Origin of the sequence: Micromonospora purpureochromogenes, assembly GCF_900091515.1 — a bacterium.
GTDB classification, from domain to species: Bacteria; Actinomycetota; Actinomycetes; order Mycobacteriales; family Micromonosporaceae; genus Micromonospora; species Micromonospora purpureochromogenes.
In genome coordinates this window covers 3730687-3747315 of the sequence record NZ_LT607410.1, presented here as the reverse complement: position 1 = coordinate 3747315, position 16629 = coordinate 3730687, and the positions used below count along the sequence as shown (strand labels likewise).

The 16629-nt window shown below is 74.2% G+C and carries 15 protein-coding genes; 4 read left to right on the top strand and 11 right to left on the bottom strand.

Annotated features, from left to right (window positions below; genetic code table 11):
- Window positions 1–130: 130 nt before the first annotated feature.
- The 4 genes from GA0074696_RS17235 to GA0074696_RS17220 all read right to left on the bottom strand — a co-directional run bounded on the left by GA0074696_RS17235 (window position 131) and on the right by GA0074696_RS17220 (window position 4109).
- Entirely contained in the window at window positions 131–847 is a 717-nt protein-coding gene (locus GA0074696_RS17235; RefSeq protein WP_231925047.1) for a class I SAM-dependent methyltransferase, read from the bottom strand.
- Window positions 844–1695, bottom strand: a complete 852-nt coding sequence (locus GA0074696_RS17230) for a DUF2238 domain-containing protein (protein ID WP_231925046.1) — start codon at window positions 1693–1695, stop codon at window positions 844–846. The genes GA0074696_RS17235 and GA0074696_RS17230 overlap by 4 nt, the downstream gene beginning before the upstream one ends.
- Before the next feature lie 44 nt (window positions 1696–1739).
- Window positions 1740–3338, bottom strand: a complete 1599-nt coding sequence (locus GA0074696_RS17225) for an MFS transporter (RefSeq protein ID WP_231925045.1) — start codon at window positions 3336–3338, stop codon at window positions 1740–1742.
- A 72-nt stretch (window positions 3339–3410) separates the two neighbouring features.
- Entirely contained in the window at window positions 3411–4109 is a 699-nt protein-coding gene (locus GA0074696_RS17220; protein WP_088962046.1) for an SDR family oxidoreductase, read from the bottom strand.
- 115 nt (window positions 4110–4224) lie between these two features.
- Here GA0074696_RS17220 and GA0074696_RS17215 point away from each other — a divergent pair, with 115 nt between their 5' ends.
- Complete coding sequence (locus GA0074696_RS17215) at window positions 4225–4704, top strand: winged helix-turn-helix transcriptional regulator (protein WP_088962045.1); 480 nt, start codon at window positions 4225–4227, stop codon at window positions 4702–4704.
- Between the two features lie 42 nt (window positions 4705–4746).
- On the opposite strand, the gene GA0074696_RS17210 is transcribed toward GA0074696_RS17215, so the two are convergent.
- Window positions 4747–7749 (bottom strand): ATP-binding protein, encoded by a 3003-nt coding sequence (locus tag GA0074696_RS17210; RefSeq protein WP_231925044.1) that lies wholly within the window; start codon window positions 7747–7749, stop codon window positions 4747–4749.
- Window positions 7750–8298: 549 nt separating this feature from the next.
- Window positions 8299–8862 (bottom strand): alpha-ketoglutarate-dependent dioxygenase AlkB, encoded by a 564-nt coding sequence (locus GA0074696_RS17200; protein WP_088964632.1) that lies wholly within the window; start codon window positions 8860–8862, stop codon window positions 8299–8301.
- 786 nt (window positions 8863–9648) lie between these two features.
- Here GA0074696_RS17200 and GA0074696_RS17195 point away from each other — a divergent pair.
- A complete protein-coding gene (locus tag GA0074696_RS17195) occupies window positions 9649–11190 on the top strand; it encodes a TROVE domain-containing protein (protein WP_088962044.1) in 1542 nt (513 codons plus the stop codon).
- A 78-nt stretch (window positions 11191–11268) separates the two neighbouring features.
- Here GA0074696_RS17195 and GA0074696_RS17190 read toward each other — a convergent pair whose 3' ends face one another.
- The gene (locus GA0074696_RS17190; protein WP_088964631.1) at window positions 11269–11715 is read right to left on the bottom strand and encodes a carboxymuconolactone decarboxylase family protein; all 447 of its coding nucleotides are present in this window, start codon (window positions 11713–11715) and stop codon (window positions 11269–11271) included.
- A gap of 165 nt (window positions 11716–11880) precedes the next feature.
- Here GA0074696_RS17190 and GA0074696_RS17185 point away from each other — a divergent pair, with 165 nt between their 5' ends.
- Complete coding sequence (locus GA0074696_RS17185; protein WP_088962043.1) at window positions 11881–12774, top strand: sigma-70 family RNA polymerase sigma factor; 894 nt, start codon at window positions 11881–11883, stop codon at window positions 12772–12774.
- Between the two features lie 125 nt (window positions 12775–12899).
- Here the strand turns inward: GA0074696_RS17185 and GA0074696_RS17180 are convergent, their stop codons facing one another.
- From GA0074696_RS17180 to hflX, 3 genes are all read right to left on the bottom strand, one after another.
- Window positions 12900–13157 (bottom strand): hypothetical protein, encoded by a 258-nt coding sequence (locus GA0074696_RS17180; protein ID WP_088962042.1) that lies wholly within the window; start codon window positions 13155–13157, stop codon window positions 12900–12902.
- Between the two features lie 55 nt (window positions 13158–13212).
- A complete protein-coding gene (locus GA0074696_RS17175) occupies window positions 13213–13803 on the bottom strand; it encodes a hypothetical protein (protein WP_197700732.1) in 591 nt (196 codons plus the stop codon).
- Between the two features lie 134 nt (window positions 13804–13937).
- Window positions 13938–15089 carry a GTPase HflX gene (gene hflX, locus GA0074696_RS17170; protein ID WP_088962041.1) on the bottom strand — a complete coding sequence of 384 codons (1152 nt, stop codon included), beginning with the start codon at window positions 15087–15089 and terminating at the stop codon, window positions 13938–13940.
- 307 nt (window positions 15090–15396) lie between these two features.
- Here hflX and msrA point away from each other — a divergent pair, with 307 nt between their 5' ends.
- A complete protein-coding gene (gene msrA, locus GA0074696_RS17165) occupies window positions 15397–15915 on the top strand; it encodes a peptide-methionine (S)-S-oxide reductase MsrA (protein WP_088962040.1) in 519 nt (172 codons plus the stop codon).
- A gap of 93 nt (window positions 15916–16008) precedes the next feature.
- On the opposite strand, the gene GA0074696_RS32280 is transcribed toward msrA, so the two are convergent.
- Window positions 16009–16626 carry a TetR/AcrR family transcriptional regulator gene (locus tag GA0074696_RS32280; protein ID WP_088962039.1) on the bottom strand — a complete coding sequence of 206 codons (618 nt, stop codon included), beginning with the start codon at window positions 16624–16626 and terminating at the stop codon, window positions 16009–16011.
- Window positions 16627–16629: the final 3 nt, after the last annotated feature.

Below are 16629 nucleotides of genomic sequence, written 5' to 3'. Positions count from 1 at the left end.
GGCGGACACCCTCCGGCCGGCACACCCGGGGCAGCTCGCGCCCGGGCTGGCGGGCGGGCCGGCGACCCGGTTGGAGAGACGGCCGGTCCCGCCGGCGAGCCGGTCGGCCTAAGCGAGGAGCGGGACGCGGTCAGCGCTCCTCGGCGTGGTGGGAGTGGACCGCCGGCTGGCCGGTGTAGTTGGGGCCCGCGCGGTCGTCGGCGCCGAGGAGACGGTACGGGAGGCGGACCTCGCCGCGGCCGGTGCGGCTGATCCGGCGGCGGCGGGAGTCGTAGCCGAAGCCGGCGTCACGCAGCAGCGCGGTGAGGCGTCGCCCGGCGGGGCGCCCGTCGGCGAGCCGGATGCTGGACAGGTCCAAATCGGCCACGAACCGGCCCTCGGGCGTCAGCCAGTCGGCGGCGCTGGCCAGGACGGCGAGCTTGTCCCCGACGTAGTGCAGTCCGTGCAGGCAGGTGATCAGGTCGAACGGCCGGTCCGGTGCCCAGGTGGCGACGGAGGCGCAGACCAGTCGCAGGTTCGCCGGCGGTGTCGGCGCCGGGCCGAAGGCGTCCACCAGGTCGACCCCGACGAGAGTGGTGCGCTCGGTCAACCCGACCCGGCGCAGCTCCCCGGCCGCCTGGATCAGCGCCCGGCCCGTACCGCAGCAGAGGTCCAGCCAGCCGGCGGTGGCGGCGCCGGTGAGCCGGTCGGTGAGCACGTCGACGGGGTTGAAGCCCAGCTCCCTGGCGTAGCTGTTGACCCCGGCCAGCTGCCGTTCGCGGTTCATCGCGTTGTTGGCCACCACGGCAGACCGTTCCAGCGCCGCGGTGCCCAGCAGTGCGACACCCGGCCGGCGACCGACCGTCACGCGGTCATCCTCGGCTGGTCGGACCCCACCGGCGACCGGCGGGGATCGGCGGGCGGCGGCGGGAGTTCGCGGTCGTGCAGGCGGCTCAGCAGGGCCAGCGAGGTGATCGCGCCGACCAGCGCCAGGAACATGTCCCACTGGGTGTCCCAGACGTCGCCCTGGGTGGCGAGGAAGTCGTCCGCCGCCGAACCCGCCACCACCGCCGACCACCACTCGAACATCTCGAACACGGCGCTGAAGGCCAGGCAGGCGCAGACCACCAGCGGCGCGAGCCACCGGCTGCCCCGCAACGGCGAACGGCGGACCAGGATCTCGCGGATCAGGATGGCCGGCACGAAGCCCTGCGCGAAGTGGCCGAGCCGGTCGTACGGGTTGCGGGACAGGTCGAACAGGTCCCGCACCCAGTTGCCCACCGGGGTACGCGCGTAGGTGTGGTGACCGCCGACGATCAGGACGATCGCGTGCGCCGCGAGCAGGCAGCACAGCAGTGTGGTCAGTGGGAAGCGGCGCCAGGTGAGCAGCAGCACCGGGATCCCGACGATCACCCACACCGTCTCCAGCAGCCAGGTCAGCCGGTCGTACGGCCGGATGCCGGAGACGACCAGCGCGACCAGGACGACGCCCAGCAGCGCCGGCGGGAGGAGGACACGTGCTCGGGACACCGGCGACCGCCTGTTCGTGGCTGGCCGGGCCGGCCGGTCGCCGCCCGGGACGCCGACGATAGCAGCGGCCCGGCCGATCCGATCGGCCCCGAACCGCTCCCCGCCCGCACCTCCAACGGCCGGCCCGGGGCGCCGCTCGGTCGGCGGGGTGATGGCCAGCTCGGCGGCCACCGAGGTGACCACCACCCCGCGATCATCACCAGGTACCGCTCGGTTTCACGGCCGCGGCCTCACCGCCGGTCGTCGGCCGCCGGCTGGTGCCGGTGCGGCCGGTTGCGGACGACGGCGAGCGCCAGGACGGCGGCGGCGAGGAAGACGACGCCGTTGACCCGCAGCCCGGCCTGCACGCCGGCGTTCAGGGACTCGGCGAGCGCCTGCCGCACCGGCCCGGGCGTCGTCGCGGTGTCGCCGGTGCCGGCGCGCACGGCCGTTTGCACGGCCGTCCGCGTGGATTCGGGTACGCCGTGGGCGGCGAGCCGGCCCGGCAGGTCGGCGATCAGCGTGGTGCTCAGCAGGGTACCCAGCAGCGACGCGCCCATCACGGCGCCGAACTGGCGCGCGGTGTTGACCGCCGCGGCGGCCATGCTCGCCTGCGCGGGCGCGACGCTGGCCAGCGCCGCCGCGGTGGCCGGCGCGGCGACCAGGCCGCAGGCGGCGCCGAAGAGCGCGAGCAGCGGCCAGCTCTGGCTGAACGGGGTGCCCGGCGTGTGGGTGGACAGGCCCAGGCTGGCCAGGCCGCCGAGCAGCAGGCCGAGGGTGAGCGGCGCCTTGAAGCCGGTGCGGCGGATCGCCTGACCGGCGGCGAAGGCGGTGACCGCGTAGAGGCCGAACACCACGAGCATCCGCCAGCCGGTGTCGAGCGGGCTGAGCGCCTGGGCGCGCTCGTGGAAGAGCACCAGCAGGATCGACACGCCGGTGAAGCCGAACAGCGACACGGCGGCGACGAGCATGACGGCGCTGAAGGACGGCGACCGGAAGAGCCGGACGTCCAGCATCGGCGCGGCGGTACGCAGCTCGACCACGACGAAGGCGACGAGCGCGGCGCCGGCGGTGAGCCACGCGGCCGCCACCGTCGGGCTGGTGTAGCCGTTACGACCGCCCTCGATCAGCGCGTAGACGGCGGCGGCGACGGCGAGCGTGCCCAGCAGCAGGCCGGGCAGGTCGACCCGGCTGGTGGGCTGGCGCGACTCGGCCACCCAGCGGGTGGTGACGGCGAGGGTGACCAGGCCGAGCACCACGGTGGACAGGAAGACGCCGTGCCAGTGGACGTGCGCCAGCAGCGCCCCGGCGATGAGCGGGCCCACCGACAGCCCGACGCCGGACGCCGCCGCCCAGGCGGTGATGACCTCGGTACGGCGGTGCGGGTCGGTGAACGTCACGCCGAGGATCGCCAGGCTGTTCGACAGGATCAGCGCCCCGCCCGCACCGGCCACGAGCTGTCCCGCGACGACCCAGCCGGGGGCGGTGGCCAGGGCGAGCAGGCCGGCTCCGGCCATCATGGCGCCGACGCCGACACTGAACATCCGCTTGCGGCCGTACCGGCTGCCGAGCGTGGCGGCGGAGAGTATGAGGCCGGCCAGCATGAGGGTGTAGGCGCTGGGGATCCAGACCAGGCTGGTCGGGTCGATCCGCAGGTCCCGCTGGATCGTGGTCAGCGCGGAGACGGTCGCGGTGAGGTGCAGGAACGTGACCATCGCACCCAGGCACATGGCGACGAGGGTCGCCGCGTGCGAGCCGCGGACGGTCGTCCGCCCGGTGGGCGCGGGGGCGGCCGGGGTGGGCGGGGTGGGCGCCCGCCAACCCGTCGTGGCGGTCTGCTGTTCGGGCACAGCTACTCCTTGCAGAGGTGATGGGGTCGGCCGGACGGTGCCCGCCGGCGCGGGGTGGAGGGCGGTGTCCGGCTACGGCAGCTGCGGGTAGAGGGCCGCCACCCCGCCGGAGAGCCGGGCGAGCACGTCGCGGCTGACGCCGTCGGCGACGATCTCGTACGCGTCCGCGGCCAGTTGGTCGACGGCGTACGCCGCCACGTCGGCCGGGTCGGCCTTCGGGGCGGTGACCGCCCGGGTCATGTCGGTGTCCATGAACCCCACGTGCAGGCCTGCGACGCGGATCTTCGCCGGGGCGAGCGTGAGGCGCAGCGAGTTGGTCAGGCCCCATTCGGCGGCCTTCGCCGCGACGTAGGCGCCGTCGGTGGGCAGGGCGAACCAGGACAGCGCGGACAACACGTTGAGGATCGTGCCGCCGCCGTTGCGCTCGATGACGGGGGCGAAGGCCCGCACCACCGAGAGGGTGCCGAGGTAGTGCGTCTCCATCTCCAGGCGGATCTGGTCCAGGTCCCCGGTGAGCAGGTCGGCGCCGGTCGACGAGCCGGCGTTGTTCACCAGCAGGGTGACGTCGCCGGCGGTCGCCGCGGCCGCTGCCACGGACGCGGGGTCGGTGATGTCCAGTGCCAGCGGCCGGGCGCCCGGGAGGTCGATCAGGGCCGGGTTGCGGGCCGCGGCGTACACGGTGGCGCCCCGGGCGAGCAGCTCGCGGGCGAGGGCGCGGCCGAAGCCCCGGTTGGCGCCGGTGACCAGTGCGGTAGTGGCCGAGATGTCCATGACGATCCTGTCTGTGAGGTTCACTGCGCGAGTCTGGCTTCACTTGGGAAAAGTCAGCTCACCCAGTGAAGCACTCTGACTAGCGTCAACGCAAGTCAGCCCGTACGCTGGGGCCATGCAGGATCTGCGGGACGATCGGGAAGCGTGGTCAATGACGAACTGCTCGATCGCGCGGGCCATGGACATCGTGGGCAGCAGGTCGGCGATGCTGATCATGCGGGACGCGCTGCTCGGCACGCGCCGTTTCGACGACTTTGTCCGCCGGGTGGGCATCGGCGAGCCGGCGATGGCCGCCCGCCTACGGGAACTGGTCGGCGCCGGCCTGCTGGAACGGACGCCCTACCGCGAGCAGGGGCAGCGCACCCGGTACGAGTACCAGCTCACCCGCAAGGGGCGCGAGCTGCTGCCGGTGATCACCGCGCTCCGTCAGTGGGGGGACAGCTGGGCAGCCGACGAGACCGGCCCGCCGGTGCTGGCCACCCACCGCGACTGCGGCTGCCGGGTCCGCGCCGTGCTCCGCTGCGAGCAGGGTCACGAGGTCGACCACAGCGACATCGCCCTCCTCGCCGGGCCGGGCCTGATCGCCCGGGACTAGACCGGCGCGGCGGGTGCGCCCCGTAGCCGGGTGCGACCCGGGTCAGCCCTGGTCGTCGGTGAGGCGACGCTCGATGGTCACCGTCGTGCCGGAGGCGCTCGACATCAGCCGCACGTCGCCGAAGGCGTTCATCAGGGTGGCGCCGCGGCCGCGGTCCATCGCCGACCGCCGGTCCCGCCAGGTGCCGAAGTCGCGGACGGTGAGCCGGGCCGCGCCGGCGTTGACCTGGAGCCGGACCCGCACCTCGGGTCGGGTCGGCTGCTGCGCGTGCTCGACGGCGTTGTTGAACGCCTCGGACGCGGCCACCAGGAGGTCCTGCACGACGTCGGGGTGCACCTGCAGCGCCTCCAGCGAGGTCCGCACGTCCCGCCGCATCACCGAGGCGGAGGCGGCCGCCGAGGGGTAGCTCCAGTCGGTGTCCACCACGGACGCCGTCCGGTGGCCGTTCGGCACCCGCACGGTGGTCGGCGCTCCGGCGGGGGCGGCGGCCCGCCGGGGGCCCGCAACCGGCTGGCCGGGGGCGGCCGGGGCCACGTCGGACAAGGCCGCGTCCATCGTCCGGGCCGCCGCGGGCGCAGGATCCGCGGCCGCCCCGGCGGAGCCGGCTTCGACGGTACGGGCCGACGGCGCAAGGTCCGGAGCCGGCGGGACGGAGCTGCCCTCGGCGGTACCGGTCGACGACCGCACAGAGTCCGGGGCCGTCCCGGCGGAGGCCGCCTCGACCGGGCCGGTGGCCGGCGGAGCTGGACTCGGGGCGGCACCGGCGGGACGGGTCGACCGCGGCGGCTCCGGACGATCGTCCTCGGCATCCGGTGTCGGCAGGCGCCGTCGCGCACCCTCGAGGGTGGCCCGTACCCGGGCGACGAGGTCGGCCGCGGTGAAGGGCTTGACCACGTAGTCGTCGGCGCCGAGGTCGAGGCCCTCGACGGCGGCGTCCGCGCCGGCGCGGGCGGAGAGCACCACCACCGGCAGCGCCCGGGTGTCCGGCTGTCCCCGCAGGGTGCGCACCAGGGCGAAGCCGTCGACCTCCGGCATCATCACGTCGGTCAGCAACAGGTCCGGCGGGTCCCGCCGGATCGCGTCGAGCGCCTGCCGACCGTTGCCGACCACGTCCACCCGCCAGCCCTGCGCGGTCAGCAACCGGGCCAGGTACGCGCGCATGTCGGCGTTGTCGTCGGCCACCAGGATCCGCACCCGCCGCCCGTCGTCGGGCAGCGTCCCGGCCGACCCCTCCTCGCCCGGCTCGGGCCGGACGGGGTCGACCAGCCAACCGCTCGCCTCCTGCACCACGGCGCGCGTGGTGTCACCGAGGTCGCTCGCCGGCACCGTGTCGTCCGTGCCGCGGTGCAGCGCCGACCAGGGCAGTGCGACGGTGAAGGTGCTGCCGCGCCTGACCTGGCTGTCCACCCGGACGTCGCCGCCCTCGAGCCGGGCCAGCTCGCCCACCAGGGCCAGCCCGATGCCGGTGCCCTCGTGGCTGCGGGAGCGGGCCCCGTCCACCCGGTGGAAGCGCTCGAAGAGCCGGGGCATCTCCTCCTCGGCGATGCCGATGCCGGTGTCGGCGACGGTCAGCCGCAGCTCCGTGGGGTGGGCGTGCAGCCCGACGCTGATCCGCCCCACGAACGTGTGCTTCAGCGCGTTGGACAGCAGGTTGGTGACGATGCGCTCCCAGTTGGCCGGGTCGAGCGCCACCGGCCGGGGCAGCGGCGGGCAGTCCACCTCCAGGCGCAGCCCGGCGCGCTCCACCGCCGAGCGGAACACGCCGGCCAACTCGGCGGTCAGCTTCGGCAGGTCCACCTGCCGCGCCCGGCTGCGGGCGCGCCCGGCCTCCAGGCTGGAGAAGGTCAGCAGGCTGTTGACGAGGGTGAGCAGCCGGGTGGCGTTGCGCCGGGCGGTGTCCACCCGGTCCCGCTGTTCCGGTGGCAGCGGGTGCCGCTCGTCGGCGAGGGCGTCGGTCAGCGGGCCGAGCATCAGCGTCAGCGGCGTACGGAACTCGTGGCTGACGTTGGTGAAGAAGCTGGTCTTGACGCGGTCGAGCTCGGCCAGGGCCTCGGCCCGACGACGTTCCTCCTCGTACGCCCGGGCGTTGCGCACCGCGACGGCCACCTGCTGCGCCAGCAGGTGGACGAACGACCGGTACGCCTCGTCCAGGGCGCGGCTGGGGCTCACCCCGGCCAGCAGCACCCCGAGGGGCTGGTCGGCCTCCGCGGAGGGCAACGGCAGCGCCACGGCGCTGGCCGCCGGCTCGTCGAACGCCCCGGCCGGCAACGTCATCCGCTCGGCGACCCCGTGGACCTCGGTGGTCGCTCCCCCGCCGGCGGCCCACAGTCCCCAGGCCGGGTCGCCGTCGACCACGACGTCGGGCAGCACCGCCGCCACCGGGCCGTCACCGGTACAGGCCACCCGGCGCAGCGCCGCACCCTCCCGGAGGTAGATCGCGGCGAACGGCACGTCCAGCCGGTGCCCGCCGATCGCCTCGACCAGCCGGGCGCAGGTGCTGTCGACGTCCACCGTGCGCCCGTCGCCGCGCACCGAGAGGTCCCGCAGCAGTCCCAGCCGCCGTTCCCCGACCACCTGCTCGGTGACCTCGCTGCACACGGTGAACACGCCGACGGTACGGCCGTCGTCGTCGCGGGCCGGGGCGTGGGAGACGCTGAAGTAGGCCTCCTCCCGGTAGCCGGACCGGTCGAGGAGCAGTTGGAGGGCGGGCACCCAGCTGGCCACGCCGGTCGCCATCGCGTCGTGGATCAGCGGCGCGAGCACGTCCCAGCCCTCGGCCAGGGTGGTCCGGACGTCGTCCCCGAGCGCCCCCGGATGCTTGTCGCCGATCAGGGCCGAGTACGCGTCGTTGTACAGCTGGGTGAACTGTCCGCCCCAGAGCAGCAGCATCGGGTACCGGGAGGACAGGACGATCCGCACGGCGGCGCGCAGGCTCTGCGGCCAGGACTGGACGGGGCCGAGCGGGGTGGCGGCCCAGTCGAGCCGGGCCATCAACCGTCCGGTGGCGCTGCCGCCGCCGAACAGCTCCTCGGTGGGGCTGGTCACGTTCGAATACACCTCATCGCCGTGCCCGTACCCCGTCGCCGGGCCCGCCGAACCTCGGTGCCCGGGACGAGGGTCGCGCGCCCGGTCGGAGCGCGGCGCCCGAGGTGGGGCGGCGCGCCGCCCGGCCGGTCGCCGCCGACCGCCAACCGCCCCGCTCCGGCACCCGCGCCCCCTCGATCGCCCGACCCTGATGCCACCGCGCGAGCAGGGAAAACGACCCCCCAGGCCGGAGTAAAGCCCCAGGTTACCGCCGCCCCGGGTCCCCGGCGAGCGGCCGGCCGGGTGCCGCGACGGCGGCCTGGGGACGCGGGCGCGCTTCGGGGACCGAGTGACGAAAGCCACTTCCTCGGGGTGATCGACTTCCTCGGCGTGATCGACCGACGGCACCTGCCGGCGGACGATGAACGAGCCGGCGATGGACTACTACGCCGTGGTGCTGGGCGATCCCGAGGGCAACGAGTTCTGCGTCGTCTGACGGGTGTCGCGGCGGGCGGGTCGCCGGCTGGCCACCGTCGCGGCCCATCCGCCTGGCGGGGCGGGCGCCGCGGGTCAGGGCCGGCGGAGTTGGCGGAAGGTGATGGAATACCGCAGCTCCGGGACCGGCGGAATGCTGTGCTGCCACGTCGACCGGGCGGCACCGGCCAGCACGTACGCCGAGCGGGGCGCCAACTCCACCTCGTACACCCGGCGCTGTCCCGCGGTGTCCCGCCGCAGGCGCAACAGGCAGGCGGCGCCCAGCGACACACCGGCCACGGTCGGGCCGAACGCGGGAGCGTCCCGGTGCCAGCCGATCACCGCACCGGGCGGATAGCGGGTGACCAGCGCCTGCGCGAAGCTGGCCGGCGCCACGCCGGCGAGGTCGGCGCAGCGCCGGCGGACCTCGTGCAGCTCCACCGGCAGCGCCTCGGCCTCGGTGAGCTGGAACGATCCGTAGTCGTAGTCGACACCGAAGTGCCGGACGGTGCGCCGGGCGACCTGGCCGTGCATCCGGATCTCGCGGTAGTTCATCGCCCCGAGCACCGTCAGCAGCAAACGTTCCTCGTCGGGGCTGACCAGCTCAGGCTGGTACGTGAGCCCCGCCGGTCGCTCCTGGACGCCGCGCATCCGTCCCATCAGATCGACGGTAGCGGTGGCGGCGACGCGGTGGCGGGCCATGACCGATCCCGCTTGCCGGGGGACGCCGCGTACCCGGTGCGCGGGAAGCGGTCGCTTCGCCGGCGAGAGCCGGCGGAGCCCACGGATCAGCCCGCCCGGCCGCGTCCGGGGGATGCGGCGGGAGCCAAATCGTGTTGCCGGGCCCGACGGGCCGCCACTAGCTTGGGCGTGCGCTTCCCGGTGCGGGGGTGACGGCTACTTCTCTGACAATTGGCCCGTCGCCAAGGGTGATCTCGGGCGGCGCGCACGCCGCATGCCGGTGCGCAGACAGCGGATACTTCTCATCCATGGGTCGGGGGTTCGAATCCCCTCCGGCGTTGCCGCCGGTAGCTCAGTCGGCAGAGCAATGGCCTTCCGCCGTCGACCCTCGATCTCGGCATGCGGCATGACCGTACCCCCGGTCCATGATCACGAGATGGCAAATCCCGTTGTCCGCCGCCGCGGCCGCCGCTACGGTCGGCAGGCACTTCCCGGTGCGCAGGTGACGGTTACATCTCAAGGGGCCCCGGCCCCGGTGAAGGTCCGTCCGTCACCGGCTCCGATCTCGGGAGGCGCGACCACACGCGTACCCGGTGCGCAGGCGACGGTTACTTCCCGGATCCGCGGGTTGGAGGTTCGAGTCCTCCGTCACCTCCGGGTGGCTGGCTCAATCGGACAGAGCAGCGGACACAGTCCGTCGCCGACCTCTGGTCTCGGGTACGCGTCGTGGTGGCGTCCTCCTGCTCGACTTCCACGGGGGACGCGATGGCCAAGTTCAACCTCAAGCTGCGCCGGAACCGGCACGAGGACGACTACGAGTACGTCACCGCCGAGGGCGCGCCCGGTTTCCTGCGCGGGCCGCGCGCCGAACTGTTCCTGCTGGGCGTGTCGAACATGGTCGGCGAGGACACCTTCTACGAGGGCGGGGCCGACCGGGACGCCCGGTTCCGTGAACTGGTCGCCGCCGTCGCCGTCGCCGACCGGGACTGGTTCGCGCGTTTCGTGCCGTGGCTGCGTACCGGGGCGATGCTGCGCTCGGCGTCCATCGTGGCCGCCCTGGACGGCGCCCGGGCACAGGTCGCCGCGGGCATCCCGGGTTCCCGGGCGATCGTGGACGCCGCGTTGCAGCGCGCGGACGAGCCGGGTGAGGCGCTGGCGTACTGGCTCGGCCGGCACGGCCGGTCGCTGCCGAAGCCGGTCAAGCGCGGCATCGCCGACGCGGCGGTGCGGCTGTACCACGAGCGGAGCCTGCTCAAGTACGACTCCGAGGGCAGCGCCGTGCGCTTCGGTGACGTCATCGACCTGACCCACCCGACAGCGAAGGACGAGCGGCAGGGCGACCTGTTCCGGCACGCGCTGGACCGGCGGCACCGGCGGGACAACCCGCTGCCCGCGTCGTTGACGGTGCTGGCGGCCCGGGCCGAGCTGATGGCGATGCCGGTGCAGCGGCGTGCCGAGGTCACCGACCCGGCCGTGCTGGGCGCGGCCGGGATGACCTGGGAGGCGCTCGCCGGCTGGCGGCAGAGCGCGATGGACGCCGCGGCCTGGGAGGCGATCATCCCCACCATGGGTTACCTGGCGCTGCTGCGCAACCTGCGCAACTTCGACCAGGCCGGGGTCAGCGACGCGGTGGCCGAGACGGTGGCGGCGCGGCTGTCCGACCCGGGCGAGGTGGCCAGGTCGCGCGTGCTGCCGATGCGGTTCCTGTCGGCGTACAACGCGGCGCCGAGCCTGCGGTGGGCGTACCCGTTGGAGAAGGCGTTGCAGCACGCGCTGGCGAACGTGCCCGCGCTGGCCGGCCGGACCCTGATCCTGATCGACACCTCCGGGTCGATGACCAGCCCGTTCAGCAAGGACGGCTCGCTGCGCTGCTGGGACGCGGCGACCGTCTTCGGCCTGGCGCTGGCCGCCCGCGCGCAGGACGCGACGGTGGTGTCCTTCTCCGACCACAGCCAGGTGTTCCCCGCCGTGGCGGGCGAGTCGGTGCTGGCGGCGGTGCGCCGGTTCAAGGACGGCGGCTGGTTCTACGGCTGCGGCACGGAGACCGCGAAGGCGGTGCGGAAGCACTACGACCGGCACGACCGGGTGGTGATCCTCACCGACGAGCAGGCGCACTGGCACCGCTCGGCGGACGTCACGGCCGCGGTGCCCGCGCCGGTCCCGGTGTACACCTGGAACCTGGCCGGCTACCGGGTCGGGCACGCGCCGACGTACGGGAACCGGCAGACGTTCGGCGGTCTGTCCGACGCCGCGTTCGCGATGATCCCGCTCGTCGAGGCGGGGTCCCGGGAGCAGTGGCCGTTCTGATCCACCCCGTCGGGCCGGCCGGCGCGGCAGGCGGACCGGACGCGGGCGGCGCCACCCGCGTCCGGTCCGCCGGGCAGGTCAGCCCCAGGCCTGCGGGGCGGGCTGGCGGGTGGTGGCGTTGAGCCGGTTGAACAGGTTGCTGGTGGCGATCCAGAGCACGATCCCGGCGAGTTCCCGCTCGCCGAAGTGCCGGGCCGCCTCCTGCCAGACGTCGTCGGGTACGGCGTCGGCCCGGTCGGCCAGCCGGGTGGCGGCCTCCGCGAGCGCGAGCGCGGCCCGCTCGGCGTCGGTGAAGTACGGGGTCTCCCGCCACGCGGCCAGCGCGAACAGCCGCTCCTCGGTCTCACCGGCCTTGCGGGCGGTCCGGGCGCCGGAGTCGACACAGGCGCTGCACCCGTTGATCTGGCTGACCCGCAGGTGCACCAACTCCAGCGTGCCGTCGGGCACCCCGGCGGAGTGCGCGGCCTTGTAGAGCTGGTTGATCCCCTTGACGGCGTCCGGCAGCACGGCGGCGGGGTTGGTCATGCGCGGCTCGTTGATCATGTGATCCGTCCCGTCCTGTTAGGCTGCCCGGCGTGCGCCGCGAGGCGGCGTCCCGGTTCGTCACAGGGATGTCGGCGGCGGGCCCGGCGGCGTGACAGATGTGGCGGCGGTCACGGTCATCCCCGGCGGCGGACGGGTGGAGAGAGCATGCGCGACACGGACCTGCTGGCCCGACGCTTCGAGGAGAACCGGTCGCGGTTGGGAGCGGTGGCCCAACGGATGCTCGGCTCGGACGCCGAGGCAGAGGACGCCGTTCAGGACACCTGGCTGCGACTGAGCCGGGCGGACGTCGACGCCATCGACAACCTGCCCGGCTGGTTGACGACCACTGTCGGCCGGGTCTGCCTGGACCGGCTGCGGGCGCGGGCCGTCCGACCCGAACAGCCGTGGGACACCGCCGGGCCGGAGCCCGCCGGGGCGGGCGGCGGCGACCCGGCCGAGTCGGTCGACCCGGAGCGGGAGGCCGTGCTGACCGAGTCGGTCGGCCGGGCGTTGCTGGTGGTCCTGGACACCCTCGCGCCGACCGAACGGTTCGTCTTCGTGCTGCACGACATGTTCGCCGTCTCCTTCGACGAGATCGCCGCCGTGGTCGACCGCAGCCCCGCCGCCGTGCGGCAGATCGCCAGCCGGGCCCGTCGCCGGGTGCAGCGGGACTCCGCCGCCCCCGAGACGGACCGGACCCGCCAGCGGCAGGTGGTCGAGGCGTTCCTCGCCGCCTCCCGGGAGGGGCGGTTCGACGATCTGGTCAGCCTCCTCGACCCGCACGTGGTGATGCACGCCGATCCGGTCGCCGCCACCATGGGCTCGACCCCCGAGGCGCGCGGCTCGGCGGTCATCGCCGGCTTCTTCAACGGCCGGGCACAGGGGGCCACGCCCGCGTACGTCGACGGGGCGCCGGGAGCGCTGGTGGTGGTCGACGGGCAGGTCCGGCTCGCGCTCAGCTTCATCGTCACCGACCGGATCATCGGCATCGAGGTGGTGGCCGACCCGACGCAGCTGGCCGCGCTGGACCTCGTTCCCGGGGCGGCGGAGTCCCGCTGACCGCGACGATCGACCCCGCCGCCACCGGCTCAGGCAGGGCTGGGCCACCCCGAGGTGGCGGCGGCGTTCGGCCCGCCCCTGTCCCCTCGGCGGCCGCACCGCCGGGCCTGGGGGTGCCGGCCGGATCAGTCCCGGCGGTCCTCGTCGCCCGGCCCGACCACCTGACGCTGCTCCAGGGCGTCCGCGGCGGTGGCGTCCTCCGGCAGCGACGTCGACGGCAGCGCGTGCTCCCCGGGCACTGAGGCGCCCTGCTCGGCCAGGTCGGCCTCGGTGGCGTCCGGTTGCGGTTCCGGCGGCTCGTCGGGCTGCCCCTCGTCGAGCAGCGGCTGGCGCTGCTCGACCGCGTCGGCCTCCGGCGGCACGTCCAGCGGTCCATCGGTCATGCCGACGCTCCTCTCCCCCGCCGGCCCCGCACGGGGCCGGCCTCGTGACGGCGGGTCAGTCCGGCAACAGCCGCCGGAGGACACCCTTTCCGGTGGCCCCCATCCGGTAGGACTGCACGAGGTACGAGCCGCAGACGATGTTCGCGCCGGCCAGCGCCGGCACGGCGAACTGCGCCAGGCGCTGGCGCCGCTGCCACGTCGCGATCTCGGCCGGCGTCCCCGCGGCCGGCACCGTGGCGTCGTGCACCTCGAGGTGGTCGCCCCGCTGGTGCGCCGCCTCGGCCAGCTGACCGATCCGGTTGCCGCAGTAGGCCGCGTAGGCGGTGGCCACGGCACCGGCGACGGTGATCCCCGCCTTCAGCGCCCCCACCGTGCCGAATCCCTTCTGCAGGGCGATGCGGCGTCCGCCGACCTGGGTCAACCGCAGCCCGGCGAGCATGGTCGCGCCGATGCCGAGCCACTGCACCGGGCTGAACCGGTTCCAGGCGGACTCGGCGACCCGGATCCGGTCGATGCCCTGCTGCAGGTCGCTGCCGGACTTGTTGACGCCGGCCACGCCCATGACGGTGCCGCCGAACCACAGCGCGGAGCCGACGTCGTGGACGGCCTGCGCGACGGCGTGGTTGTCGGTCGCGGTCATCTGCATCCCGCACTCCTCCGCTCAGCGGGCCCGTTGCCCTTCGTCCCGATTGAAGCACTTTCGCGGGGGTCGCCAGGTGGTGTTCCCCGACCCACCTACCTCCGGGACAACTCGCCCTGCGCGGGGCTGCCGCCGATCGGTCAGCGCCCGGCCAGGCGGCGGGCCAGCGTGCGGCGCAGCTCGTCGATGCCGGCGCCGGTCAGCGCGGACACCGGCACCGCGTCCGGGTACGCGCGGCACAGCGCGTCGACCCACTCCGGCGGCGCAATGTCGATCTTGTTGAGCACCAGCAGTTCCGGCACCTGGCCCGCGCCGATCTCGTGCAGCACGCCGTGCACCGTGGTGATCTGGCCGAACGCGTCCGGCGCGGACGCGTCCACCACGTGCATCGCCAGGTCGCTGCGGGTGACCTCGTCCAACGTCGAGCGGAACGCGTCGACCAGTTGGTGCGGCAGGTGCCGGACGAATCCCACGGTGTCGGTGACGGTGTAGGTCAGCTCGCCGGTGCTGATCCGCCTTACGGTCGGGTCGAGGGTGGCGAAGAGGACGTCCTGCACCTGGGCGTCCGCGCCGGTGAGGCGGTTGAGCAGGGCGGACTTCCCGGCGTTGGTGTACCCGGTGATCGACACCGAGGAGATCTGGTTGCGGGCCCGCCGGCCCCGGGTGCGTTCCCGCCGCCGGGCCAGCTCGCCGGCGTTGCGCCGCAGCCGGGTGGCCCGCTGGCGCAACGTCCGACGCTGGGTCTCCAGCCGCATCTCACCCGGTCCCCGCACACCGATGCCGGCGCCGCCGGCGACCCGGCCACCACCGACGCGGGACATCGACCGGCCGTCGCCGCGCAGCCGGGGCAACTGGTACGCGATCTGCGCCAGCTCCACCTGCACCCGCCCCTCGCTGGTGCGGGCGTGCTCGGCGAAGATGTCCAGGATCAGCGCGGTGCGGTCCACCACCCGCACCCCGACCCGTTCCTCCAGGTTCCGCACCTGGCCCGGGCTCAGCTCACCGTCGGCGATGACCAGCTCGGCCCCGGCGCGTTCGGTGGCGGCGGCCAGCTCGTCGACCTTGCCCGAGCCCAGGAAGGTGGCCGGATCCGGCTTCGGGCGGTGCTGCACCACCGCGTCGGCGACGTTGAGGCCGTCGGTGTCGGCGAGCCGTCGCAGCTCCTCCAGGGACACCTCACTGCCGGGGCCGTTGCCGCCCGCGCCGTCGTCCTCGCGCACCGCGACCAGCACCGCCGTCGGCCGCTGCCGGGCGGTCTCGGCTCCCGCACCGAGCAACCAGGTACCCGCCATCGTCCACCTCACCTCGCCTCGCCTCTCCCCGGACTTACGGCCTACCCTGGCCACCGCCGACCATGCCGCCGACGCCGCGTCCACGCCGGCCGTCCTGGCGCACCCGGGTCCGACCCACCCCAGGCAGGACACCCGGTCACAGGTATTCGGCGGAAAGTCCGCCCGGCGCGGCGCGGGTGGCCCGTACCGGCCGCCAGGTTCTCGTCGGTCGGCATGGTGGCAGGCGGAACGGGAAGGCCACGGTCGCCAGCAGGACGCACAGGGTCCCGAGGTACGAGCACGAGCACCCGCACCGGAGGGCAGAGCGATGAGCGAGACGACGGAGAAGGCGATCCTGGCCGGCGGCTGCTTCTGGGGGATGCAGGATCTCATCCGGAAACGCCCGGGCGTGCTCGCCACCAGGGTCGGATACACCGGCGGGGACGTGCCGAACGCCACGTACTACAACCACGGCACCCATGCCGAGGCGATCGAGATCGTCTACGACCCCGAGAAGCTGTCCTACCGGGATCTTCTCGAGTTCTTCTTCCAGGTCCACGACCCGACCACGAAGAATCGTCAGGGCGGCGACGTGGGAGTCAGCTACCGGTCGGCGATCTTCTACACCGACGAGCAGCAGCGGCAGGTCGCGGAGGACACGATCGCCGACGTAGACGCCTCCGGCCTGTGGCCGGGCAAGGTGGTCACCGAGGTCACCCCCGCCGGCCCGTTCTGGGAGGCCGAGCCCGAACACCAGGACTACCTGGAGCGCAATCCCGGCGGTTACACCTGTCACTTCGTCCGGCCGGACTGGAAGCTCCCCCGTCGAGGCGAGAAGGCCACGTAGTGGCCGGCCTTGCTGGCGCGGCTGGCAGGCGAACGACGGGCGCGGCCACCAGCGGCGCCGGTCGGCGGGTGCGACCGGCCCGACATCGCAGCGTCAGCGCGTTGGCCGCGGCTCGGCGGGCGGGTCCGGGCGCAGCGAGGAGAGCAGCAGGTCGGCGAAGTGCGCGCCGACCTGCTCGGCGGTGAGCCGGCCGCCGGTGCGGAACCACGCGCCGAGGTGGTGCACCGCGCCGAAGAAGTAGTCGACGGCCAGGTCGGCCGGGACGTCGGCGCGAAAGGTCCCGGCGCGCTGGCCCTCCTCCACCAGCTCGCGGAAGCGTTCGTGGTACTCCCGGCGGGCCGCCCGCACCGCGCGCCGGCGGTCGGCCGAGAGCAGGTGCATCGACTGGAGGAAGACCGTGGCATCGTCCAGGTTGGCGATCGCGGTGACCACCACGTCGGCGGCGGCCGCCCGCAGCCGCAGTGCCACCGGCTGGTCGCGGGCCATGATGGCCTCCAGGCGCTCGCGCTGCATGCGCAGCAGCCGCTGGTAGATCTCCTGGAGCAGGTCGTCCTTGGCGGCGAAGTAGTGGTACATCGCGCCCTTGGTGACCCCGGCGGCCTCGACGATCTCCTGGACCGAGGTCTTCTCGAAGCCCTTCTCCGCGAACAGCCTGGTGGCGACCGCCAGCAGCCGCTGCGGCAGCCCCTCCCCGTCGCCCGTCCGACCCACCGC